Raw genomic sequence first — 23,436 nt, 5'->3', positions numbered from 1 at the left:
TACACAAAAAAAGGAAGCTTGTCCTTAGCGGCAAGCTTCCTTTTCCTTATGTTCGCGAATGAATGAATTCGCAGTTTCCATGTTGAATTAAACAACTGACTCATCTTAATAAAGCGATAAGGCGAGGGAGTCATTTTCGCTACGGCTGTGAAGAATGGCTTCACCACCGACAATCTCAATACTAATCAATGATTGCAGACATTTCTGTAAAGCACGTTTACCATTGCTAATCTTGTTTTCAAGTGCACTGCTAAGCAATCGTAGTGTCTTTTGTACAGGTTGTTTGTTTTCTTGATTGAAATATACAGGGATTGATTTGTTTTGAAAAGTTATTAGTGTTCTCACTAGAAATCACCTCACGAGAGTTATTTCTTACTGGTTATATTAAATTCCAATGCTTAAAATTACCTTAAAATCAGCTTATGAAAACATAAAGGTGTGCAATGTTTGAAAAGTGTTCACAATTCAATTGTGGGCGAAGCATTAAAAAATCCCGAAAAATCAATTTACAGATTCCATTTATATGGAAGAAAGACATGTAGTTTCACATCCTTGCAATAATTAACGTGACTACTGCCTCGAAAGTTCTGAGTCGAATGGACGATATTTTAATATATACGTGGGTCATATGTAACAAAATTACAGGTTGCACATTGCAAACAGGGTGTTTATGTAAGAAAATAGGGATGGAATAGCGTTTCATCTGCATTTTTTTGATTTAATTTGACACTAGGACAATTTACATATGAGACCATGGGAGGGATTATTTTGATTCTTACCGTGTATTCCGGCCGTGAGGAAGGCGAGTGGTTCGACATCGAGGTCCCGGATGAATGTACTATTGAACATCTGAAGACATTGCTGGGAGTGCGCATCTTCGGGCAGGCACCGGGAGAGGGCATTCAGTACATCCTTGAAGCCAAATTTCCGGAAGGATTGTGGTTCTCGCCACAGAACGCACAACAGTTAATGGAAACAGGGCTGCGTCAAGGAAGCTGTGTGCGAATCCAGCGGGCGTTCTCTACCACTTCTGAAGAAGCACCTGTGTATGGAAGACGTTCATTGTTTCAACAGGACAGCAACGAATGAACAATCTAGACGTATATATTGATTACGGCAATGAAATATAAGGAGGTCTTCTCTTCGTGAATGTGTTATATCAGCGTTCTCCAAGAATGACACCGGTTCTCAAGGAAGAAAGGCTGGAAATTCTGAGGCCTCCGGCAGAACCAAACAAACCTACGTTTTCAATGATTTCTATTATTGTACCGATCATGATGACGATGGTCAGCATCGGTTTCTACGTATATATCAATATGAGCGGCAAAATGAACAATCCCAATTATATGATGTTTCAGATGATGACGGTTATGATGATGCTTACGTCATACACGATTCCGTTTTTTGTGTATCTGAGCAACAAGAAGACCTATCGCAAAAAGCTGGAAGAGCGTACTACTATGTATCGAGCACAACTGGAGAAGCATCGTGAAGAGCTGAAGGAAGCTCAAGCGGAGCAAGTGAAGAGTCTGTACGAAATTCATGGTGATCCGAATGTATGTCTTCAGTTGGTGAAGAATCGCAACAGTTCGTTATGGGAACGTTCTCCTGAAGATGATGACTTCCTGCAGGTACGAATTGGCACAGGCGAGATTCCGTTTCGGATCAAACTTCAGGTTCCTCGTGTGGACGGATACGAAAAGGATGAGTTAATTGAAGCGGCTCATGAATTGGCAGCTGAATTCGAGACGGTGCCCGAAGCATCGATTACACTGCCTTTATTTCAATCGAAAGTGATGGGTCTGGTCGGCAATCGTGAGGAAGTTCTTTCTTCACTTCGAGTGATTATCTCACAACTGACCGTTCGTCATTCACCGGATGAATTGAAGATTGCTGCCTTTTATGAAGAAAAGGAATCGAAGGAATGGGATTGGCTACGCTGGCTGCCCCACATTTGGGATGAAGATCAAGGACAACGCTATATGGCCGACAGGCACAGCGGTGCGCATCAATTGGCGGACAGCTTGTTTTCCGTGTTGAACCGTAGGCGCAATAATAAGGAAGATCGCTACAAGAAAACCGTGCAAACTCCATGTTATGTGGTGGTTCTCTCGGATACTCAATTAATAGAAGAAGAGCCGCTGCTTCCTCTGCTGCTGGAATCAGCTCAGGAGATCGATGTATGTACCATCATATTGGCAAACCGTAAGGAATCGCTACCCATGCATTGTCAGTTAATTATGGAGGCTTCCAAAGGCAAAGGGCTTTATATCAAAAAAACCGAGGATGCCGACGTGATCAGGCAAGCGTACACACCAGATGTGATCTCCAGAGAGTCCGCAGAGGCCCTCTCGCGTTATATGTCACCGATCCGTCTGAAACGATCATCCGCTTCGGATATACCACAGGTGCTTCCGTTGTTCGACATGTTAAGTACATCACGAGTAGAGGATCTGGACGTGGTCGCACGCTGGAGCCAAACACGATACCCGGACACACTTCCAGTACCTATGGGCGTGCGAGCTGGGGGTAAGAAAATTGCGATTAACTTACATGATAAAATCGAACGTCAGGGTCATGGCCCGCATGGTCTGATCGCAGGGACAACGGGTTCAGGCAAAAGTGAAGTTATCCAGTCGATTGTGGCCTCTTTGGCTGCCGAGTTCCATCCGCATGATCTGGCTTTTATGTTAATTGACTATAAGGGCGGCGGGATGTCGAACACATTTGTGGGCTTGCCTCACGTCGTCGGCACGATCACCAATCTGGATGGGAATTTGATTGAACGAGCCAATATCTCACTGCGGGCCGAACTGGTCAGAAGGCAAAAAATATTAAATGATGCAGGAAATCTCCAGCACATTGATGAGTACTACAAAATTCTGCGTTCCAGACATGAACAGCCTCTGCCGCACTTAGTTATCATCATTGACGAGTTTGCGCAATTGAAGCGGGATCAGCCGGAGTTCATGGATGAATTAATCAGCATAGCAGCCATCGGCCGGACACTAGGTGTACATCTTATACTGGCAACTCAGAAGCCTGCAGGTGTGGTCGATGATAAAATCTGGAGCAATTCGCGTTTCCGTATCTGTCTTCGCGTTCAAAGCGAAGGAGATAGTCGGGATATGATCAAAATTCCGAATGCGGCCTGGATCACCAAGCCGGGTCGTGGATACTTCCAGGTAGGCAGTGATGAAGTGTTTGAGGAAATGCAATTCGCCTGGAGCGGTGCGCCATATAATCAGCAGGAAGATACAACGACGGTACTGCCTGTTATGGAAGTTCGTTTGAATGGGAAACGTGAGCCACTATTGACTGGAGAGCGCAGAGCTGTGCTCAAAGGGGAGGATGTGCCCAAGCAGCTTCAGGTATTCATTGATTATGTGGCGGAAGCGGCAGCAGAGGCGGGGATCACCCGATTACCGGGACCCTGGTTGCCACCCTTGCCTGAGACACTGGAATGGGAAAGTCTCAACGACTGGCAGGAAGAAGAGAATCGTGAGGCATTGCTTGACGGGGGTGCCAGTGGCCTGAAACCTGTAGTTGGTCTGCTGGATGATCTGCCTAATCAACGACAGCAGCCGCTCGCACTTCCGGTGGATCAGGGACATCTGGTTGTATACGGTATGCCTGGTCTGGGGAAAACGACGTTTGTGCAAACCTTGCTGATGTCACTGGCCCGTTCTAAGCGGACTGAACCTTGGCATGGCTATATTATTGATATGGGCCGGATGATGAAGGATTTTGCTAGTTTGCCTCAGATCGGTGGGGTAATGATGTCTGAAGAGGAAGATCGGATCAAGCGGTTATTCCGGTACATCCTGAAACTGTCGGCACAACGCAAGGACATGATCTCGGAAGCCGGGGTTAAGACAATATCAGCCTACCGTCGCACAGCCCATGCAGCTGTGCCGCAAATTGTAGTTGTTATTGATGGTTATCTTTCTTTCCGAAATGCGTATCCCGAGGAGAATGAACTTCTGGAAACGATCCTTCGTGAAGGCGGCAGTCTGGGAATCACATTTATCCTCACGGCCAACCGTGTTACGGATGTATTTGAGAAATTCAGAAGCAATATTCCCAATGCGGTTTCGTTTGAATTATCTGATCCAAGCGACTATTATTACGCAGTGGGTCGGCCGTCCAAGGCACCTAGCCAGCTTCCACCTGGAAGAGGACTGGTCAAAGGACAGGTTCCTCCATTGATGTTCCAGGCGGCTTTGCCGTCATCCGGAGCAGATGAAGGCAAACGTTCTTCCGCTCTGCGCCGCACGATTGCAGAGATCAGAGAAAGCTGGGACGGAGAAGAAGCGCCGCAGATTGCGCCGCTCCCGGAAGAGGTTAAGCTTAAAGATGTGCTTATCCGTACAGGAACCTTCGGACAAGTTGGAGACGTATCATCCTTAAAAGTACCCGTAGGTTTGCTGACTGATGATCTGGAACCCTTCCAGCTAAATTTGCGTGAAGGGCCACATTTCATGGTTACGAGTCCGATGGAAGGTGGCAAAACGACATTTTTGCTGACCTGGATGTTATCCCTTGCCTATCATGCGTCTCCTGAAGACGTGCAAATATACACGGTAGATGTGCGGTATGGTTCCGGAGGACTGGGGGAAATCAGCAGTTTACCCCATGTCCGTGGACATGTATCCCGTGAAGAACAGCTTGCACCTGTGATCCAACAGTTGTACGATGAAGTTCTAAAAAGAGGCGAGTTAACCGGTGGACCGGAGATCGTTCTCGTTATCGACGATGCGGATACGTTATCCAAGCAATTAAATGATTTTAATGTGAAGGATCAATTGGGAGCGATCGTTCGTCAAGGCAGGGATCGAGGCATACATGTGATTCTGTCAGGAGTTCCGGCAGACTTCCCAACCTTTGGTTCTGACTGGGTGAACGATGTGAAGGCTTCCCAGAGCGGATTGTTGTTCGGGACTTTAGACCCTAATGATCTCTCGTTCTTCCGTATACCTTATTCGGAATCCGGAGGGAGTTCAACTGGGCTGAAGGTACTGCCTCCGGGTCAAGGTTATTATGTTAAACGTAAATATTCCAGGGTTAAAGGTGCAATTCCATGTGATGGCACCTGGAAAATGACCGATTGGATTTCTGAAATTCGTGACCGATGGCATGTTGTAGTTTGAGGGGAGGTGGCTCATAATGTTGACGGTTCATGATTCCAAGCAAAAGGTAGTCACTTTGCAAATAAAAGAGCTTTTTTTCCTGGCCGGTATTCTCGGTTCAGACCGATTGCTTGGCGTGGAAGATCCGTTCCGCGGATATATGGCGGAAGACATTGCTTTGGAGTGGGAGCGTGTAAAAACATCCCTGCTCGACAAAGGATATCTGATTCAGGATCAGGACAGCAATGAGCTGATCATGACACCGACCGTTTTCTCCAGGGTAGCCATTGCGGGACTGTCCGACAGGGCTTGCTGGATTCGCTACACGCACAGCGGCAAGTCGTATGAAAGTTATGTGCACTGCACGGATGAACGTGTCGTTGAAGTATCCCGTGTTGCAGACGAACCGGATTCGTTCCGGCTGAGTGATTTGGGGAATGTTCGTGAAGCGATTGATTTTCTGATTCAAAGAATGAATTGGAGTGGTCATTCTCCGGCGGAAAAGCCGGCTCTGATGTGCTCCAAGAAAAAATTCTATGATGTGATGAATGATCTGAAGAACAAAGAATTACAGGCAGTGGCTGATGAGTTAGTACAAGAGACGAGCGATCCCGAGGGATCACTTGCACTTGCGCGCTGTCTGGTGAACAAGGAATCAGAAGGGGAACTACGGTTGCTTGTATGGAACGGAGAAGGATGGAAATCACAGTCTGCGGCTTTCGCTGCAAGTACGGTATCCAACTGGCTGTTTCGCATGAGTACATCGGCTTCGGATGATTGGCTTGTTGCAGCACTGACGACGAGAGAACAGTTTCACGAGATGCTGCTGGACTGGCTTAAACAGCCTGCAGGGGAAGAGGAAAGGTGATGGTAAATGCGCATTCGTGTGGAACCGGATGTGCTTCGGGCACTGAGCAGGCAGATTCAGTATGCGGCGGAGCAAATACAGCAAAAGATGACAGTATTGGATCAGGCCATTCATTCGCTGGAGTGGGATCTTGAAGCCCGCGCCGCGATCATGAATGAATGGAATCACAGTAAGCGACTCTGTGAAGCAGCAGTACGTCGTTTTATGGACTTGAGCGTACAGCTGGGACGCAAGGCCTTGTTATTCCAGCAAGTGGACATGGAGTATCGTACAGTGTTGAGTCATGTGAACACAGCCTATGGCAATGCGGTCAATATGTTGAATGTTCTTCAGACGGAGCGTGCAGGAGAGATTATGCCTGCGCATTCGGCAACTGCTGCTGTTGTATCCGATCCATTTTCCGCGGTAGCGGCAGTGTACCGTGTACAGGATGCCGCACCGCCTGATGGCTCACCGGCGACCCTGATTCAGGCCATGCAGCCTGAACCTGTGGCGTGGAGATTCACAGATCCCTCCTTTCGTGGGAGAAGAGGAACCGAACCTGTGGTTTCCTGAGCTCACGGGTACAAGGCTGAATAAGCAAGACAGCAGAAAGTGAATTTTTTTATAAATAGGCTGTTAGGCGAAGTTTCGAATGCCAAAAATGGGGTAAATAGGATTAGGTCCTTCGGCTTTTGTCCGATCGATCCTTGTATAGTACAATTTGAACAAGTGAATTTAATTGCACAAACCAAGGAGGAATTTACAAATGGCAGGACGTATTTTAGTTACCCCAGAACAGCTTGATCAGGTTTCCAACCAATTTAAACAAAGCGGTGAGCAAAGTCAGCAAATCGTTTCTACATTGACTCAATCCATCACAAGTATGGAAGGACAATGGGAAGGTATGACGAAACAACGCTTCTTCCAGGAATTCCAGGAAGCCAGCAAACAAATGCAATCTTTCGTTCAAACGCTAAATAGCATCAGCGCGGAACTGACGGCTATTGCCAACAAATTCCGTACGGCAGACCAAGCTCGCTAATCTGCGATACATAGTTCGGGCAGGTTCCATATCCGAATTCGCCCAGAATCATATGCAGGAAGCAAGCTGAAGATTTACAACTACAGCAAAAACCGGGCGTTTTCACAACACCCGGTTTTTGTTGCACTATGACAGAATGACAGAGAGAGGGATGAGCATGTCTTTTCAACCAAATCCCGGGGATGAAGTGGTGATTAACGACATTGCCTATATCATTGGGCAGCATCCGGCTGCACCTGGTCTGGCTTACGCCCAAGCTGGAAGGCAGGGTATCGTCTATCAGTTGTTACCCCGTAACGGTTCCGTAAGTGGGGCCAAAGCACTAAAAGTATTTTTCCCTAAATTCCGTATTCCGGCTATGGTGTATCAGTCTGAGCATATGGATTCTTATAGTGAACTGCCAGGTTTGCAGGTATGCAAGCGTGATGTGCTCACTCCGGAAAGAAACGGAGCGCTCATTGGAGAACATCCTGATCTGTTGTACGCGGTATTGATGCCGTGGGTACATGGTCTGACCTGGTTCGATGTAATCAGCGATCAGAAGCAGCTGACAGCAGAGGAAAGTCTGAAGCTGGCGAGAGCTCTGGCCGGGATCGGCTCGGCCATGGAACAGCGTGGGCTGGCTCATTGTGATTTGTCCGCACCCAATGTGATGATTCCGTTTTTTTCCGAAGTGGAGAACCTGAGAGGGGTTTCAGCAGTTGAACTGGTAGATGTTGAGCAGATGTATGGTTCCAGAATGGATCGTCCGGATGCTTTGCTTGCCGGTTCACCGGGGTATGCGGCCCATCGGACAGTGCACAGCGGTTTGTGGAGTGCGTATGCCGATCGTTTTGCCGGAGCAGTTATCATTGCTGAGATGTTAAGTTGGTCTGATGCAGCGATTGTGGAGAAAGCATGGGGAGAAAGTTATTTTGACCAGCACGAAATGCAGACGGTAAATGAACGTTATTATGCCATGAGAGAATCGCTGCAGAAGCGCTGGGGCTCAAAGGTGTCCGATCTGTTTATTCGTGCCTGGGAGAGTCATGATCTCAGCAGTTGCCCTACGTTTGGCGAATGGTTTGTGGCGCTGGCTGCTGTGGACATCCATCTGGCAAGTGCCGCATCTGTTGAAGAATCTGAAGTCAAGGCTTCAGACCAGACAAATGCAGTCGAGACGAACCAGATCAAAGGGACAGGAGCAGCAAGCGGTATATCGGATAAACAGGGAAATATGGATCAGAACGTGCCCGCTGTGGAACCTTCTCCTGGTCAGGAAGCGGTAGTGAATCGTCTCTTCCTTCAGGCGAGAGCATTGGAGAATGAAGGCAAACCGGCTGCGGCGCTCGAAGTGTATCGTTCACTACATCATTTCATTCCGGATAACAGTGCGATGCAGATGGAAGTTGAGGCTGCGATTCAAGAGCTGGACGCGAAGCTAAATCCTAAGCATGATGATACAGATCAGCCAGTTAAGATTCCTTTTTACCGATCCAAAAAGTTTATGATTTCTTCGGCGGTGCTGATTGTTCTGCTAGCTGGAACCGTACCAACGGTTAAAATATTGGCCGATCAGGCTGAGGTTAAACAGAAGGAGCAGGAGGCGGCTGCCAAGCAGGCAGAACTAAAGGCTGCGGAAGAGGCCGAAGCTGCGAGGGTGACTGCTCTGAAGCAGCAGGAAGAAGAAAAGAAACAAAAAGAAGCAGATGCGGCGAAACTTGATGCAGAGGAAAAGAAAAAGCTGGCTGAAGCGGAGAAAAAGCAGGCAGAGGCCAAGAAGAAAGAAGAAGAGCGTAAAGCGCTTCAGGCCAAGTACGATAAGCAAGCGAAATATGAGGCTTATCTTGCCAAGCAGAAACAAGAGAAGCTTGAAGCAGCCAAGAAGGCTGAACAGGAAAAGTACGACAAACAGGTAAAATATGAAGCTTATCTAGTCTGGAAAAAAGAAAATGACGCTAAAATTGCGAAGCAGGAAGCCGAGCGTAAGGCAGCAGCGGAGGCTCAACGCAAACAGGAAGTAGCCCAGAAAGCTGCGCTCAAGAAAAAACGTGCCCAGAATGTTGTCACACTGATTGCCCATTACAATAAAACGTATAATGCGCAAAAAGGCAGAAAAATTGAGAATGCGGAATCATACGCGCGTGATTTCAAAAATCTGTACAACACCGACGCGACCTATTTCAAAGGTGTCGGTAAAGTGGCAGCACGAATGAATGCGATCAATAAATTCCTAAGCAATACGGATTATACATTACCCAATTTGTAAAATAATGTGAACGACGGAGGTGACACATCCCAGATGAACTATACAATTCAAGCATCCCAGCGCACACCCGCACTGATTATCTATCTAATTGATATTAGCGCCTCCATGAACATGGTTCTGGACAACCGTCGGCGGATTGATGTCGTCTATGATGCCTTATCTCTGGCTATTCGCCAAATGGTGTTTCGTTCGACCAAGGGGAACCGATTGACACCTCGTTACAGGATCGCGATTCTGGCATACAGCGATGATGTGTACGATCTGTTGAACGGGATTAAGGGCATCGACGAAATCGCTGCTGTGGGTTCGTTGCCGGACTTAACGCCGAAAAGATTCTCGGATTCAGCGAAGGCTTTCCTGCAAGCCGAGAAGATTCTACAGGCTGAAATTCCCAATATGCAAGATTGTCCTGCGCCGCTTGTATGTCATATGACTGATGGGGTAGCTACAGGTGAAGATCCGGAGCCCATTGCCAAAAGAATTATGGGTATGAGTGTGCCTGATGGCAATGTACTCGTCGAGAATATTTTTATATCCGATCATCTGCTGGAAGGCCCTATTCCGGAGCCCCGAAGATGGAAGGGAATATCCCAGGAGACGGTCCTTCAGGATGAACATGGGGAGAAGCTGCGCAATATGTCCTCGGTTCTGCCGGAAAGTTATCGTGAAATGCTGGTTGAGGCAGATTATTTGCTTTCACCTGGTGCACTGATGATGCTTCCTGGTACTTGTGCAGAACTGGTATCCATCGGGTTTCAGATGTCCGCTGCTACGCCTGTGAGATAGGAGGGGAAATCATGAGAGCGATGCGTTTGGCAACATTGTCTGCTGGAGATAAGGGAAGCCGTGCGGACCATTATCAGGGCAACTTTCGCTATGTGAGTGTCCAGACGGGGGAACAGCCGTTGACCCGTTATCAAGGTACATTCAAGTGCAGGTACGGTTATGGAAGAGCGGCGGAGACCGTTAATCAGGGAGACACCGGACAGGATTTTGCTGCTGTTCGCATGAATGGTAATGTGTGTACTTTCGTATTATGTGATGGGGTAGGCATGAGTTACCTTGGTGATTTTGCTGCACGCTTTCTGGGGAACGCCTTGTTGGAGTGGCTGGAAACGACTCAGCATCCTTCTTTGGATGTTATGGAACGTCTGCTTCATGATTTGACCAGTCCGGCATCCGAACAGCTGGAGAAGTTGCAACCTTTGGAAAATTCGCCTGTACTGCTGCGGGAAGTGCTGATGGAGAAGCGGAGCAAGGGAAGTCAGGCCATGTATGTGTGTGGACGCATCGAGCTCACGGCAGGCAATCGAAAAAGCAAGGTGTGGCTAGCCTGGCAGGGGGACTCCCGCATCCGTCTTTGGCGTAACGGTCAGGAGGAATCGGCAGCATTTCAGGTGAACTGCCTTACGAATGAACGTTGGTCTACACTGGAGGGTCCGGTTGGTGGCAAACCGCATATCTATGAGGCTAAACTGTCTGCCAATGAAGTAGTTCGTCTTCAACTGTACACGGATGGCCTGAATGACCTAGATGCGATTCAGGCTTATATACCGGATGAGCACATCCAGGTACTGCTGGATGCCAGACATACGGGTGGGCTTGAAGATGATGCCGCTTTCATTGAGCTGGAATGGTGAGATCGGGTGAAGCATTACAGGATGATCTAATCATGCTGCTAAAAATGGTAAGCATCACCTACGAAAAAACTTTTCCGTGTTGATTTAAAAGACACTCTTTTTGGGTAATCTTGTGAAGAATCTACTTACAGATATTGCATGAACGTACATTCTTACATAATTACTGAGCGAGAAGGAGTGGAATGGATAATGACACAACATAACGGCAAGTCACGGTTCGAAGGCAAAGTCGCCATTATTACTGGTGCTGGTTCGGGAATTGGCAAAGCGGCAGCGCTCAAACTGGCGAGTGAGGGAGCACATGTTGCGCTGCTTGATCTGGTTAATGATCGGATTTCGGAGACGGAAGCCGAAATTAATAAGCTGCGTGCAGGTGCGGCAAGAGCTTTCGATGTAGATATTTCCGATCCTGCACGGGTGGAAAAAGCAGTCCTGGAGACCATCGAATTGTTCGGTGGTCTGGATATCGTTTTTGCCAACGCAGGTATTAATGGCGTATCGGCACCAATTGAGGAAATTCAGGTTGAGGATTGGCAGCAGATTATTACGACGAATCTGAACGGGACTTTTTTTACGATCAAATATGCACTGCCTCATATGAAGAAACGTGGTGGCGGCAGTATCATTATCACGAGCTCCATTAACGGTAATCAGCGCTTCTCCAGCTTCGGCATGTCGGCGTACAGTACATCTAAGGCGGGGCAAGTTGCTTTTGCGAAGATGGCTGCGCTGGAATTGGCGAAGTTCAAGATTCGTGTCAATGTCATCTGTCCTGGAGCGATTGCAACGAATATTGACCAAAGTACGGTCAAAACGGATGAGTTGCAGCAAATTGTCATTCCAATGGAATTCCCGGAAGGCCAGCAACCGCTTGCGGACGGACCGGGTCAGCCAGAGCACGTCGCTGATCTGGTAGCGTTCCTGGCTTCTGCGGAGTCCAGACATATCACAGGTGCGGAAATTGTCATTGACGGTGCAGAGTCGCTGCTGAGCTAAATGAGCATTTTGTATTCATCCATAGAGCTACTTTCAATCAGCGTTGTGAGCGAGTTAAATGGAAGGATGTAAAATGTTGAAATGGATGTATGTATGAAGTCGTTCCTCTGGAACGGCTTTTTTTGTTATAATGCTAACATTCGAATAGACACGTGGAACATTAATTAGGAGAGATGAGATGAAGACGGATTTACCGATACAACAGATTATTCTTGAACTAAGGCAGTTATTTCAGGAGAAGGATACAGGTGTGTTAATTGCGGAGCCGGGTGCGGGTAAAACGACCGTAGTACCGCTGGCACTGCTGGAGGAGCCATGGGTTACTGGACGGAAAATCATTATGCTGGAGCCCCGCAGACTCGCCGCTCGCTCGGCAGCTGCACGAATGGCAGCTTCACTAGGTGAAAAAGCAGGACAAACCGTAGGGTATCGGGTGCGGATGGATACGCGTGTAAGTCAATCCACTCGCATAGAAGTGGTGACGGAGGGTGTATTGACCCGGATGCTTCAACAGGACCAGGGCCTGGAAGACACGGCGATGATTATCTTCGATGAATTTCATGAGCGGCATCTGCATGGTGACCTTGGTCTGGCGCTTGCGCTTGAATCCCGGGCCATGCTGCGTCCTGATCTGAAACTGCTGGTGATGTCGGCCACGCTGGACCCTGTTCCTGTCTGTGCGCTGCTTGGTGAGGGGACGAGATGGATTGCCTGTCCTGGACGAACGTTTCCGGTGGAAACCCGATATGTATCCAAACCGGTATCCGAGCAGATCGAGACTTTTACAGCTCAGGCTGTTGTTAAGGCACTGGAAGAACAGGAAGGGGATGTGCTGGTTTTCCTACCGGGTGCAAAAGAAATCCATCGCACAGAGCGAGAGCTGTCAAACCGGATGATTCCTGCTCATGTTGAAGTACATGCTCTATATGGCAGCATGCCTGTAGAACGGCAGGATGAAGCTGTGCGACCCGCAGAAGAAGGTAAACGGAAGGTTGTGCTGTCCACGTCCATTGCCGAATCCAGTCTTACCTTGGCTGGAGTCAAAGTTGTGGTGGATGCCGGGCTGAGCCGTGCGTCGGTATTCTCGCCACGAACCGGCATGAGTCGGCTCGTCACCCTGCCGGTGTCCAAAGCGTCAGCCGATCAGCGGCGGGGGCGCGCGGGGCGAATTGCACCGGGCGTGTGTTACCGGCTATGGAGCGAAGAGGCACATGGCGTGCTGCCTGATGCAGCAAAGCCGGAGATTGCCTCCGCGGACCTTGCGCCGCTGGCGCTGGAGCTTGCCGCCTGGGGTGTCCAGTCCCCTGCAGAGCTGCAGTGGCTGGACATCCCGCCTGCCGCAGCCTACGGCCAGGCACAGGCGCTGTTGCGCCAGCTAGGCGGCCTGGACGAGGCAGGCCGCATCACGCCCTTCGGGCGGCGGATGAACACGCTTGGCGTGCATCCGCGACTGGCCAGCATGCTGCTCCGCGCGGCGGAGCTTGGGCTGGCCAGCTACGCCAGCATGCTGGCGGCACTGCTGCAGGAGCCTGGCGGCCTCCGCAGCAGTGGCAGTGCAGGCGCGGGCACCGATCTGCGCCCGCGCGTGGAAGCGCTGCTGACTGCGGACAGCAGCGGCATGCCGCAAGCGGCAGCGTCTGTCGCAGACGGTGCTGCCGTGCGCCGCATGCTCCAGGAGAGCCGCCAGCTGCGCTCGGCGCTCGGCCCGGCGGCCGATCCGGTACGGCCGGATGAGGACAGCTGCGGATGGCTGCTGTCCTTCGCTTATCCGGACCGGATCGGGCAACGCCGGGAGGACGGCCGCTATCTGCTGAGCAGCGGCCGTGGGGTACGGCTCGCAGCGACAGAATCGCTGAGCCGTTCAGCCTATCTGGTCGCAGCCGAAGCCGACGACCAGGGCGCGGATGCGCGCATCCTGCTGGCTGCGCCAGTGCAGGAGAAGAGATTGCTGGACTTTGGTCCACATCTGCTGCATGAAGAGGATCAGGTCGCCTGGGACCGAAACACCCGCAGTGTGCGGGCACATAGAAGGCTGCGAATTGGAGCCATTACGTTGAATGAGAGCGGCATTGCACAGCCACCCGAAGATCAGGTGCTCGAAGCATTACTCTCGGGAATACGTATCGAAGGGCTGGATTGTTTGCCTTGGACAAAATCATCACGACAGCTGGCGGACAGGATGCGCTTTTTACATCATCATTTGCCAGAATGGCCTGATCTCATCGAAGATCATCTGACCGAAGAACTGGCAGAACATCTCAGCCCTTTTCTGACAGGCATGAGATCTGCTGCGGATCTTAAGAAATTGTCGATGCAGGATGTGCTGCTCGGCGGACTCAGCTGGGAACAGCGACAGCAATTGGATCGTGAAGCTCCTACACATATTCAGGTGCCTAGTGGTTCGCGCATTCCGGTGGACTATAGCCGACCTGAAGATCCTACGCTCGCGGTGAGACTGCAGGAGATGTTTGGACAGCAAGAGACCCCGCGTATTGGCGGTGGTCGAGTACCACTGACCATACATTTGCTTTCCCCGGCGCAGCGGCCTGTACAGGTCACACGAGATCTGGCGAACTTTTGGCGGGAAACTTATTTTGAGGTCAAGAAAGACTTGAAAGGTCGTTATCCCAAACATTATTGGCCGGATGACCCGCTGGAAGCGATTGCTACTAACCGAGCTAAACCACGAGTTTAGCTAGAATGTGTTTGCCAGCCTCGGTCTGAAAGTTGGGTCTGAACGTGCTCTGATATTGCGGTGGAAGCGTTTGAAAGAAAACAAAGCGGGTAATAACATAGCGAACCACTCAATTAGATGAGGAGGGATTCACTATGCAGAAGAAAATCGTAGGTGTGTTTAATACAGAACGTGAGGCATCGTCCGCAATCGAGGGACTGAAAGCGCAAGGATTTACTTCAGACGAAATCTCGGTCGTCACACAGGATCGGGATGAATTGAAGGCCATTCGCGAAGAGACGGGTACAAAAGCACCCGAAGGTGTAGCTGCAGGTGCGGCAACAGGCGGGGTGCTCGGCGGAGTAGCTGGATTGCTCGCTGGTATTGGGGCTTTGGCGATTCCGGGCATAGGTCCTATTCTGGCCGCAGGCCCAATTGCCGCAGCCTTTACAGGTGCCGCTGTAGGTGCAGGAGCAGGCGGACTTGTAGGTGGGCTCGTCGGTCTCGGCATTCCGGAAGAGGACGCCAGACAGTATGAGGAATACGTGCAAAGTGGTAAAATTCTGTTGCTCGTAGACTCTACCGATCGGGATACCGATGTTTATGACGTGTTCAGCAGTAACAGTTATGTGAATCGGGATAGTATCGATGTCCATCGAGAAGATGTGCCTACTGAGCGCTCGGATATCGATATGGAAGAGCGCAGACTGGAAGCACGGGATAAGGCCGCTCGATTTGGCAACAATACTTTTCTATAATTCGGATCACCAAAGACAGGATTCTTCAACTGGAATGATATATGTGAACCACCAGGTGGTCATTAGCCGGTTTCCTTAGAGGAAGCCGGCTTTTGTACCTGGGTATGATGCAGAAATGAACGTCAGAGGTTCAGGTGTTAAACCTGCCAGGCAGGGAATAACAATACATACAGTAATACGGCCAGGGCCAGTCCAATCACCAGCAACATCAGTGTCAGGAATCGAATCAATTTCGTGGATGCCTGGAATGTTTGTGAATTAATCTGATTGCGTTTTCGATGGTAAGCGGCTGCAGAACACAGGATGATCAGAATGCCGCTGACCAAGGAAGTAATACCAATGATGATTGCTGCGATATGGGCCATCCGATCATAGGCCGTTGAACTGAAGCCGAAGCCAGCTGCGAGAAAGCCAATTCCAACCATGGCAATGCCGGTACGAACCCAAGCCAGAAAGGTCCGTTCATTAGCCAGATGCTGTTGTACATATTTGGAGTCAATGGTAGTTATGTCTTGGTCTGTATCTGAGATGTGAATCACCCCGTTCATCAATATATGGCTTCATTGTACGTCGTTTTCATGGCAAAACCAAGAAAGGAGGCTGTCTGTTATGCCTCGTAAAGAACGAATTACAGAAATCGAGAGTCTGAGGGGAATTGCTTTTGCGGCGGTCGTCCTTCAGCACTCCATAGCACATTATTCCCTGGTCCCAGAAGCGGGACTAGAAGATGGCGTATTGCTCGCCATCCTGCTGATGCTGTCCAAATTTGCAGTACCTCTATTTATTTTTATCACAGGCATGGTGCTTTTCTATAATACAGGAGACAAGTTGAATTTTGGACGTTTCATGCAAAAGCGATTAACCGATGTAATCGTCCCTTATATTATTTGGTCACTGATCTACTTCACACTCGCGCCTCGCGGCTGGAACGGATTTGGTTGGCAGGATATCCCTGACCTTGGTTTGAAATTAATCACGGGTAAGACAACCTCGCATTTTTGGTACATAATTATGCTTATTCAGTTTTATCTGTTGTTTCCCCTGTTTTTGCGAGCAATCCGTTATGTCTATAACCGATATGAGGCGAAGGGGCGCACAATAGCTCTTCTGATTTCCGGTGTGGTGTACCTTATGCTCGCGGATCAATTGCGAAATATCGCCAGGTTCATGGAATGGTTGAATGTCCCGGTGCTGACCGATGCCTTTACAACCTATGCGGATCGAAATTTCCTGTATTTCTTTTTTTATTTTGTGCTTGGTGCGGCAGCCGGTCTATCGGTTCAACGCTGGAATGAGTGGATTCAACGTTTGCGCTGGGGATATTGGACCGTGTTTATTGTCCTTGGTCTTCGGTTTATATATAAGTTAATGCAGGAGTTCCAGAAGCCGGAGGGCATACAAGTTACCTTCTATACCGTCAGTCTCATCCGGCCGGATATGATCTTATTCCTCATAGCTTCCATCATGGTGATGTACCAACTGGCTGGCAAGCTTCACAATATCAGAGTAACACGATTGCTGGCGTGGATTGGCGGAGTTTCGTACGGGGGTTACCTGATGCACATGCTGATGTTGCGCTACAGCTACATTCCGGATGAACAGTTTTATGTGGCATTGGGTTTAAACCCCGTAGTTCGCATGATCATCACCTGGCTGCTGGCGCTTACGTTATCCTGCGTAATCACATGGCTCATCTCCCGAGCAAGCTGGGGCAAGTGGATTGTGGGGACCGTACCGAAGTCCAAACCTGATTAACAGGTGAATACATCATTATATGAAAAATTCAGAACAACAGTGAGTTGAGGGCCGATAAAGAGGGCCGATAAAAATGAAGGCAACAACCTGAAAAAAAAGTGACGCCAATACCACGACAAACACTTTTGAAATAAATTTTAAAATTTCATTACCTGAAAAATTCATAACAGAAAACTTCAAATCCCGCTCTACCTTACGTTTCTGCCAATCCATCATTTCTCCTTCTTGCCTTCCAACGCCCATGGATTAAAGGGAGAAGGACGGATAAAGATGGCAGAAGGGGAACATAAGTTTTATAATACTAGATATATAGAGCTGACAGGAGGGGAATGAACGTGGCTTTTATGATTGCGCAGCGGGCATTTATTAAGCTGTATCTGATTACGATGGTTGAACAGCATAGGGGATACGGCTATGAAATGCTGGAGGCAATGAAGCAGGAATTCAAAGCCTACGGTTATGTACCACCCCAGAGCGAGATATACCGGGCGCTGCATGAATTGGTTCAACAGGGTGTCTTTTATCGGACAAAGAAGCTGAAGGGCAGTGATCCCAAAGTCGATTTTCAGGAAATCGTTTTATATCACTTCACGGATGATGGTGCGGAGAAAGCTGAATTATATAAAAAACAGGTTAAGGCCGATCTAGATCGTTGTCTCGGCATGTTACACAAGGCAGAAGAGGACAATTACGGAGTGAAAGGGAGATAAGCATGGACAGACACTTACAGTGGGGTGTACTTGGTACATCCACAATCGCGAAAAATGCAGTCATTCCGGCGATTCAACAATCCGAACGGGGTGAGGTCTTGGCGATAGCCAGCCGCAGCAAGGAGAAGGCGGAAGCTCTTGCGAATGAACTCGACATTGCCAGAGCGTATGGCAGCTATGATGAACTCATTGCGGACCCGGATATTGAAGCTGTGTATATTCCTCTTCCTAACCATATGCATAAGGAGTGGACGATTAAGGCTGCTCAGGCTGGAAAACATGTATTATGTGAGAAACCGGCTGCTCTGAATTCAGAAGAAGCGGTGGAAATGATTGAGGTATGTCAACAGCACGGCGTACTGTTTGCAGAAGCCATTATGTATCGATACCATCCCAAGCATAGACGTGTGCAAGAGATAATAGCCAGTGGGGAGATTGGTACGGTCAGAGCCCTCCATGGCAATTTCACCTGTAATACCGCTGACGATAAAGACAATGTAAGGTTCAAAAGAGAGATGGGCGGAGGATCATTATTTGATCTTGGCGTATATCCAATCTCGGCAGCCCGCATGTATCTGGGGCAGGAGCCGGAAGCCGTGACGGTACATGCTCTATTTTCTGAAGAACATGATGGCGTCGATATGATGGCTTCAGGACTTGTGGAGTTTCCCAATTCAGTAGCGTTAACGTTTGACTGCGGCATGTGGGCCTCGGGAAGAGCCGAGATGGAAATTCTCGGCACCGATGGACGGATTGAACTGCCCAAGGTGTTCGGCTGGGAGAACAGTGATATTCCACCACAGATTATCGTGCACACCGATTCCGTCAGCCGTGAGGAACGTGTATCGGTATCCAACTCCTATGTTTTGCAGGTGGAGACCTTTGCAGCCGCAGTGCTTGAAGGAAAAGCTTTGCCGTTTAGTCCGCAAAACACCATTCAGAATATGCGTGTTATTGATGCATGCCTAGAATCGGCGCGAACCCGTCAACGGGTGCAGTTAGTGGATTAAAGCAGGAGCTAACATGCTAGCATGATAGATGATAGGAAATGATCGAAATGGCAGACTCCATCCCCCGGGATGTGAGTCTTTTTTTATATTTAAATGTTATATTTAGATATTTTTACAAAAATAGCAGTTGAATTTGATCTTTCCTCCAAAATGATGTGATATAAATAGTAAATAGATGGCTTGTTCACTATAATCTAGCAGAACGTACATCCAGGCAGAATTTACATCTCATATCACTTACATAGTGGCAACGTTCATCCATTTTAAGTCATTGGGAGGCGAATTTATGAAAAAGTTTTTGTCTACAGCTCTGCTAGCGGTTATGTTAACGATTGTTTTCTTCACAGGTTCACAGATCGCTCCGGTTGGACAGCAGAAGGCTTCAGCTGCAACGTGTACCATTATCAATACGTTTACTGGTGTGGCCAACTATCTCAGCGCCAACGGGCAACTGCCATGCAACTACATTACCAAAGCACAGGCAACGGCACTAGGCTGGGTATCTTCTCAAGGCAACCTCGCTACGGTTGCTCCGGGCAAAAGTATCGGTGGAGACGTGTTTAGCAACCGGGAAGGCTTGCTTCCAGCAGCGAGTGGCCGTACTTGGCGTGAAGCGGATATCAACTACACTTCCGGTTTCCGTAATTCGGACCGCATCCTGTATTCCAGTGACGGCTTGATTTACAAAACGACAGACCACTATGCATCATTTACTCGCTTGAAATAAGGAAGGACAGGACAGACATGAAGAGGGTAGTACTTAACGGTGAGGACTTTTACAGCACAACAGAACTGCATGAGCTATTGAAGAAAAAGCTTGAACTGCCAGACTTTTACGGTGCAAATCTGGACGCCTTGTGGGACTGCCTTACAGGCATGATTGAGCTGCCGCTTGAATTAACCTGGACGAACTACCAGATCAGCAAGGAACGGCTGGGTAGTGAGGCAGAGATGGTATACAAGTTGATGCTGGAGGCAGAAGAAGAGAGTATCGGATTTCAATTCAAGACTGAGGACTAGTACATGAACTACGAATCATAACAGCAAATTTTGGTGCAAAGAGAACAGACCCTTCGGTCTGTTTTTTTGTGTTTTATAGGGATATACACAACGTTAAAAATATTTTCACGAAAGGGTTGATTTTCGCATATCATACGTTAAAATAAAATTAACATTAAAAATATTTTCACGTTGAGAGGCGGAGTAATCATGAGCGAAGGTACAGTCGCACGCAAACAAGGGATCGGGGAATTAATTCGGATTAAACCGTATGTGCAGTTTATGGTGAGCAAGGTAGTATCCAGATTCGGCGATTCGATTGATTCCATTGCCTATAGCTGGATGGTGTACATTTTGACAGGTTCAAAGCTGCTGATGGGAACACTGCTGGCAGTTAACTTTTTGCCAAGTATCTTTCTGGGGCTGTTTGTCGGAGCACTGGTTGATCGCATGTCGCCCAAAAAGGTGATTGTGCTCACGAATACTGGTCGAGGATTATTTGTTGGCATTACAGCACTATTATTTGGTCTGGGTGAGCTGCAAGTCTGGCATCTGTTCGTCATCACCATTCTGAATTCCCTTCTGGAATGTTTCGCGTCACCCGCAGAGGTATCCACTGTACCGCGATTACTTCCCAAATCAATGCTGCTGTCTGGTAATGCCATGGCATCATCTGCAACCCGGGTTGCAGAACTCGCAGGACTTGCAGTGGCGGGAACGTTAATTGCAACGGCAGGGATCACGTGGACGATATTGATCGATGCGGGCTTGTTTGCCTTAAGTGCACTCCTGATGAGCCGTGTGGGGTACCCGAAAACTTCTATATCATCTAACAATGATAATACGTCATTTGATTCATCTGATTATCCACCAGCAAGAAAAAGTATATTCTCTGAAATGACAGAAGCCTTTCATTTTATGCGTAAACATGTGTTGTTACTGATCGTCTCCATTCTGTTTGCCTTTGTTAACTTTTGTCTGATGCCATTCAATGTTCTTCGCACGCCATATGTCATTGAAACGTTGCACGCCGGAGCGGGAGGATTAAGTCTACTCAGTGGGCTGATTGTGGCAGGCATGGTACTGAGTGGCTTGTGGCTGTCTCATCGAGGATCGAATTACCGTAAAAGTGTGCTGGTCATTGTAGGTATTGTCATGTTGGGGCTCAGTTATGCCATGACCGCACTCCCGGCTTACATGACGTCCTACCAGCTGCCTGTTGCTGCTGTCTTTTGTCTGATGATGGGTATGGGGATTCCACTTGCTACAACACCCCTTGCGTCCTATCTCATGGAAGTTACGCCTTCCGAGATGCTTGGCAGAGTGTATGCCCTTCAAACTATGCTCGTCGTGAGTGTTGCTCCATTAGGTAGCTTGGTTTCAGGAGCCCTTGCCGATTGGGTGGCATTGCCGATTCTATTTATCGTGTTTGGTGTTTTGCTTGCCATGTCAGCCGTTTTGGTGCTTCTGAGCAAGACTTTCCGCACCGTTCTATAAAAAGGCTTCCTCAAACGTGTTATCGCTAGCCTGTTTTGACCGTAACCCTGTCCGGACGGTATAATATACACATGATGGGCAACAGGTACCCCGGAAATGAGGATACAGGTATGCAGCGCAAAGTACTTTCAACGATTGAAGAAATCAAGGTCTACTCCGATCCGTATCGGATACAGATCTTGAATATGTTTAATAAACAGGGCAGACCCTCTACGGTTAAAGAGATCGCAGACCAGATGGGCGAAGTGCCAGCCAAGGTACATTATCATGTGAAGAAACTGGAGAAAATCGGTTTGCTTACCATCGTATCCACTCGTGAAATTAATGGAATCATCGCCAAATATTATGAGCCCTTCAAGGGAGAAATCCAGCTCCGTAACGAAGATGAAGAGAACTCACCTTTGAAGGAGGTATTTCGTTCCGAAACCTTCAAATTGTTAAATGAAATGTTTGAGCAGAGCCGTCGGAGATTTATGAATCAGGCGGAAAACGGGGACCGTATGTTTATCTCAGATATGACGTTGTATGCTAGCCGGGAAGAAGTAGAGCAGTTGTACAACAACATTACGAAGATGTGTGAACCCTATTTAACGAAAGACAGGCATGATGCGGACCAAGAGGTCTTTCATTTATTCAGTTCCCTATCCAAAGATACGGTGAATAAGCCCGTTTCGGAAACCGCTGGAAAATTGAAAAAGAAGGCTTCACCCGATAAGGGCAAGTCTGTTGCGAAAACGTCAAGACCTGCTAAAAAGCAGAAGGAATCCTCGTCTGGTGGTCAGGCGGAAGAGTAATCGAAGCATATTCATCGTCATATTGAAGTTTCATCTGTGTAAAGATGATATGCTACCAAGAAAAAAGCCGCCATTGGCGGCTTTTTCATGCGTAATTTGGCATGATGGAAAACATGTACCTATTATTGCGAAAATGACCTTATTCGTTCATAAACTACATGTTTTCATCATAATCTTTCACGTCACGTTTGGCTGCGGTTGCGGGGGAGTTCGATGTGCCATATTCCTCGACGGCTTCCCAGGCGTCAGCGTTATCGAACTTGCCAGCATTGCGCTGTCTTACTTCTCCGGCACCGCTCGGCGGCATCGTCATGACTTGCTCCTCAACAGGCCGTTCGTTGCTTAACTCGCGGTTAGGCGTATCATCGATACAGTAGGCTGTGTAAGGGATCGCTTCGAGTCGTTCAAAAGGAATATCCTTACCACACGTCACACAGGAGCCATACGTTCCTTGTTCGATTCGCTCCAACGCTTCATTCACCTGATTGAACTCGTCGGTCAACGTATCATCTATCGCTAAGTCACGGCTTCGCTCAAACGTCTCCGTACCAGCATCTGCCGGGTGATTATCGTATGATGACAGCTCACCAGTTGAATCTTTCAGGGACTCGGCTGGAGCACCGTCTTCCATGCTGGATTCAAAATGGCGCTGTAGGTTTTCACGTTGTTCCAAAAGAGCGTTTTTCAGCTCTTGAAGTTGATCTTTGGTTAATGTACTCATAAGGACATGCTCCTTTCCCGCAATGGGGTTGTAGTCAGTCCTTACCCGAATTTCATAAGAAGCAATCAGTTTCGTGTGTAAAGAGGTTCGTTCGATTTTATATCTGACGGATAATGTGTTATAAAAAATATAGAGAGAAAATGCGGCGGTATCGAAGATCTTCTTGTGCTTACCGCGGCGCGTTTGATAATGGAGGGTTGTCAATATGGATGAGCATATGAAACGAAGATTGGACAAACAAAGACAATTGTTCAAGCAATTGGGCGTGCAGCTCGACGCTTTATCGATTCATGAAAAACAATTCAACTATAAACTTCGTGGTTATGATCCGGATGAGGTGGATGCCTATCTTGATTTGGTTATTAAAGATTACGAACGTTTCTATGCCAATATAGCGGATCTGATGGACAAGTGGCAAGAGCAGCAGTTAACGATTCGGGATCTGAAGTCGTCGGCGAAGCCAGTGGAAGATCCAACGAAGATAGATCGCAAACAACTGGATGATATTGTGAAACAATTGGAGTACAGCGTTCGGCAATTAAAAATCCGAGCACGCCCTGAACAGGACCTGTTCTCCGAGTAAGTCTACACATCCGGGATGATATAAAATCAG

At 48.3% G+C, this 23,436-nt stretch carries 22 protein-coding genes; 19 read left to right on the top strand and 3 right to left on the bottom strand.

Going from position 1 to position 23,436, the window contains the following annotated elements; genetic code table 11:
• Positions 1 to 105 precede the first annotated feature (105 nt).
• The gene (locus gpAD87_RS14640) at positions 106 to 345 is read right to left on the bottom strand and encodes a hypothetical protein (RefSeq protein WP_063566326.1); all 240 of its coding nucleotides are present in this window, start codon (positions 343 to 345) and stop codon (positions 106 to 108) included.
• Positions 346 to 768: 423 nt separating this feature from the next.
• On the opposite strand from gpAD87_RS14640, the gene gpAD87_RS14635 reads away from it, so the two are divergent.
• The 11 genes from gpAD87_RS14635 to gpAD87_RS14585 all read left to right on the top strand — a co-directional run bounded on the left by gpAD87_RS14635 (position 769) and on the right by gpAD87_RS14585 (position 15,337).
• Positions 769 to 1,089, top strand: a complete 321-nt coding sequence (locus gpAD87_RS14635) for a hypothetical protein (protein ID WP_063566325.1) — start codon at positions 769 to 771, stop codon at positions 1,087 to 1,089.
• A gap of 56 nt (positions 1,090 to 1,145) precedes the next feature.
• On the top strand, positions 1,146 to 5,150 hold the full coding sequence (gene essC / locus gpAD87_RS14630) for a type VII secretion protein EssC (RefSeq protein WP_064639013.1): 4,005 nt from the start codon (positions 1,146 to 1,148) through the stop codon (positions 5,148 to 5,150).
• Between the two features lie 16 nt (positions 5,151 to 5,166).
• Complete coding sequence (locus tag gpAD87_RS14625) at positions 5,167 to 5,997, top strand: hypothetical protein (protein ID WP_063566323.1); 831 nt, start codon at positions 5,167 to 5,169, stop codon at positions 5,995 to 5,997.
• A 6-nt stretch (positions 5,998 to 6,003) separates the two neighbouring features.
• Positions 6,004 to 6,552: a hypothetical protein gene (locus tag gpAD87_RS14620; RefSeq protein WP_063566322.1), complete on the top strand. Its 549-nt coding sequence runs from the start codon at positions 6,004 to 6,006 to the stop codon at positions 6,550 to 6,552.
• 193 nt (positions 6,553 to 6,745) lie between these two features.
• Positions 6,746 to 7,021, top strand: a complete 276-nt coding sequence (locus tag gpAD87_RS14615) for a WXG100 family type VII secretion target (RefSeq protein ID WP_017689071.1) — start codon at positions 6,746 to 6,748, stop codon at positions 7,019 to 7,021.
• Positions 7,022 to 7,178: 157 nt separating this feature from the next.
• Positions 7,179 to 9,269, top strand: a complete 2,091-nt coding sequence (locus tag gpAD87_RS14610; RefSeq protein WP_064639012.1) for a hypothetical protein — start codon at positions 7,179 to 7,181, stop codon at positions 9,267 to 9,269.
• A 33-nt stretch (positions 9,270 to 9,302) separates the two neighbouring features.
• Positions 9,303 to 10,055, top strand: coding sequence for a vWA domain-containing protein (locus gpAD87_RS14605; RefSeq protein ID WP_064639011.1), 753 nt, complete (start codon positions 9,303 to 9,305; stop codon positions 10,053 to 10,055).
• Positions 10,056 to 10,066: 11 nt separating this feature from the next.
• Complete coding sequence (locus gpAD87_RS14600) at positions 10,067 to 10,909, top strand: protein phosphatase 2C domain-containing protein (protein ID WP_064639010.1); 843 nt, start codon at positions 10,067 to 10,069, stop codon at positions 10,907 to 10,909.
• Between the two features lie 189 nt (positions 10,910 to 11,098).
• On the top strand, positions 11,099 to 11,905 hold the full coding sequence (locus tag gpAD87_RS14595) for an SDR family oxidoreductase (protein WP_063566319.1): 807 nt from the start codon (positions 11,099 to 11,101) through the stop codon (positions 11,903 to 11,905).
• Positions 11,906 to 12,083: 178 nt separating this feature from the next.
• Entirely contained in the window at positions 12,084 to 14,600 is a 2,517-nt protein-coding gene (gene hrpB, locus gpAD87_RS14590; protein ID WP_064639009.1) for an ATP-dependent helicase HrpB, read from the top strand.
• 134 nt (positions 14,601 to 14,734) lie between these two features.
• Complete coding sequence (locus gpAD87_RS14585) at positions 14,735 to 15,337, top strand: general stress protein (RefSeq protein ID WP_064639008.1); 603 nt, start codon at positions 14,735 to 14,737, stop codon at positions 15,335 to 15,337.
• Between the two features lie 137 nt (positions 15,338 to 15,474).
• On the opposite strand, the gene gpAD87_RS14580 is transcribed toward gpAD87_RS14585, so the two are convergent.
• Positions 15,475 to 15,885: a YidH family protein gene (locus tag gpAD87_RS14580; protein ID WP_063563228.1), complete on the bottom strand. Its 411-nt coding sequence runs from the start codon at positions 15,883 to 15,885 to the stop codon at positions 15,475 to 15,477.
• Between the two features lie 61 nt (positions 15,886 to 15,946).
• Between gpAD87_RS14580 and gpAD87_RS14575 the strand changes: the two genes are divergently transcribed.
• From gpAD87_RS14575 to gpAD87_RS14540, 7 genes are all read left to right on the top strand, one after another.
• Complete coding sequence (locus tag gpAD87_RS14575; RefSeq protein WP_064639007.1) at positions 15,947 to 17,092, top strand: acyltransferase; 1,146 nt, start codon at positions 15,947 to 15,949, stop codon at positions 17,090 to 17,092.
• Between the two features lie 335 nt (positions 17,093 to 17,427).
• Positions 17,428 to 17,802 carry a helix-turn-helix transcriptional regulator gene (locus gpAD87_RS14565; RefSeq protein WP_063563231.1) on the top strand — a complete coding sequence of 125 codons (375 nt, stop codon included), beginning with the start codon at positions 17,428 to 17,430 and terminating at the stop codon, positions 17,800 to 17,802.
• Between the two features lie 2 nt (positions 17,803 to 17,804).
• Positions 17,805 to 18,812: a Gfo/Idh/MocA family protein gene (locus gpAD87_RS14560; RefSeq protein WP_064639005.1), complete on the top strand. Its 1,008-nt coding sequence runs from the start codon at positions 17,805 to 17,807 to the stop codon at positions 18,810 to 18,812.
• A gap of 286 nt (positions 18,813 to 19,098) precedes the next feature.
• The gene (locus gpAD87_RS14555) at positions 19,099 to 19,539 is read left to right on the top strand and encodes a ribonuclease (protein WP_064639004.1); all 441 of its coding nucleotides are present in this window, start codon (positions 19,099 to 19,101) and stop codon (positions 19,537 to 19,539) included.
• Positions 19,540 to 19,556: 17 nt separating this feature from the next.
• Positions 19,557 to 19,832, top strand: coding sequence for a barstar family protein (locus gpAD87_RS14550; RefSeq protein ID WP_064639003.1), 276 nt, complete (start codon positions 19,557 to 19,559; stop codon positions 19,830 to 19,832).
• 189 nt (positions 19,833 to 20,021) lie between these two features.
• Entirely contained in the window at positions 20,022 to 21,308 is a 1,287-nt protein-coding gene (locus tag gpAD87_RS14545; RefSeq protein ID WP_064639002.1) for an MFS transporter, read from the top strand.
• Between the two features lie 110 nt (positions 21,309 to 21,418).
• The gene (locus gpAD87_RS14540; RefSeq protein ID WP_063563236.1) at positions 21,419 to 22,102 is read left to right on the top strand and encodes an ArsR/SmtB family transcription factor; all 684 of its coding nucleotides are present in this window, start codon (positions 21,419 to 21,421) and stop codon (positions 22,100 to 22,102) included.
• 154 nt (positions 22,103 to 22,256) lie between these two features.
• On the opposite strand, the gene gpAD87_RS14535 is transcribed toward gpAD87_RS14540, so the two are convergent.
• The gene (locus tag gpAD87_RS14535; protein WP_063563237.1) at positions 22,257 to 22,823 is read right to left on the bottom strand and encodes a TraR/DksA C4-type zinc finger protein; all 567 of its coding nucleotides are present in this window, start codon (positions 22,821 to 22,823) and stop codon (positions 22,257 to 22,259) included.
• 205 nt (positions 22,824 to 23,028) lie between these two features.
• Between gpAD87_RS14535 and gpAD87_RS14530 the strand changes: the two genes are divergently transcribed.
• Positions 23,029 to 23,406, top strand: coding sequence for a DivIVA domain-containing protein (locus gpAD87_RS14530; RefSeq protein ID WP_024630343.1), 378 nt, complete (start codon positions 23,029 to 23,031; stop codon positions 23,404 to 23,406).
• The last annotated feature ends 30 nt before the right edge of the window (positions 23,407 to 23,436 follow it).

Source organism: Paenibacillus sp. AD87, from assembly GCF_001659845.1.
GTDB lineage: Bacteria > Bacillota > Bacilli > Paenibacillales > Paenibacillaceae > Paenibacillus > Paenibacillus marchantiae.
Note: the sequence above shows the minus strand (reverse complement) of the source record. Positions and strands in the feature narration are given on the sequence as shown.

What these genes read in the sequence shown, in the direction of transcription:
- gpAD87_RS14540 (WP_063563236.1), top strand. Translation starts at nt 21,419, where the DNA reads ATGCAGCGCAAAGTACTTTCAACGATTGAAGAAATCAAGGTCTACTCC.
- gpAD87_RS14560 (WP_064639005.1), top strand. Translation starts at nt 17,805, where the DNA reads ATGGACAGACACTTACAGTGGGGTGTACTTGGTACATCCACAATCGCG.
- gpAD87_RS14530 (WP_024630343.1), top strand. Translation starts at nt 23,029, where the DNA reads ATGGATGAGCATATGAAACGAAGATTGGACAAACAAAGACAATTGTTC.
- gpAD87_RS14600 (WP_064639010.1), top strand. Translation starts at nt 10,067, where the DNA reads ATGAGAGCGATGCGTTTGGCAACATTGTCTGCTGGAGATAAGGGAAGC.
- gpAD87_RS14620 (WP_063566322.1), top strand. Translation starts at nt 6,004, where the DNA reads ATGCGCATTCGTGTGGAACCGGATGTGCTTCGGGCACTGAGCAGGCAG.
- gpAD87_RS14605 (WP_064639011.1), top strand. Translation starts at nt 9,303, where the DNA reads ATGAACTATACAATTCAAGCATCCCAGCGCACACCCGCACTGATTATC.
- gpAD87_RS14595 (WP_063566319.1), top strand. Translation starts at nt 11,099, where the DNA reads ATGACACAACATAACGGCAAGTCACGGTTCGAAGGCAAAGTCGCCATT.
- gpAD87_RS14610 (WP_064639012.1), top strand. Translation starts at nt 7,179, where the DNA reads ATGTCTTTTCAACCAAATCCCGGGGATGAAGTGGTGATTAACGACATT.
- gpAD87_RS14545 (WP_064639002.1), top strand. Translation starts at nt 20,022, where the DNA reads ATGAGCGAAGGTACAGTCGCACGCAAACAAGGGATCGGGGAATTAATT.
- gpAD87_RS14535 (WP_063563237.1), bottom strand. Translation starts at nt 22,823, where the DNA reads ATGAGTACATTAACCAAAGATCAACTTCAAGAGCTGAAAAACGCTCTT.
- gpAD87_RS14550 (WP_064639003.1), top strand. Translation starts at nt 19,557, where the DNA reads ATGAAGAGGGTAGTACTTAACGGTGAGGACTTTTACAGCACAACAGAA.
- gpAD87_RS14585 (WP_064639008.1), top strand. Translation starts at nt 14,735, where the DNA reads ATGCAGAAGAAAATCGTAGGTGTGTTTAATACAGAACGTGAGGCATCG.
- gpAD87_RS14555 (WP_064639004.1), top strand. Translation starts at nt 19,099, where the DNA reads ATGAAAAAGTTTTTGTCTACAGCTCTGCTAGCGGTTATGTTAACGATT.
- hrpB (WP_064639009.1), top strand. Translation starts at nt 12,084, where the DNA reads ATGAAGACGGATTTACCGATACAACAGATTATTCTTGAACTAAGGCAG.
- gpAD87_RS14575 (WP_064639007.1), top strand. Translation starts at nt 15,947, where the DNA reads ATGCCTCGTAAAGAACGAATTACAGAAATCGAGAGTCTGAGGGGAATT.
- gpAD87_RS14580 (WP_063563228.1), bottom strand. Translation starts at nt 15,885, where the DNA reads ATGAACGGGGTGATTCACATCTCAGATACAGACCAAGACATAACTACC.
- gpAD87_RS14615 (WP_017689071.1), top strand. Translation starts at nt 6,746, where the DNA reads ATGGCAGGACGTATTTTAGTTACCCCAGAACAGCTTGATCAGGTTTCC.
- gpAD87_RS14625 (WP_063566323.1), top strand. Translation starts at nt 5,167, where the DNA reads ATGTTGACGGTTCATGATTCCAAGCAAAAGGTAGTCACTTTGCAAATA.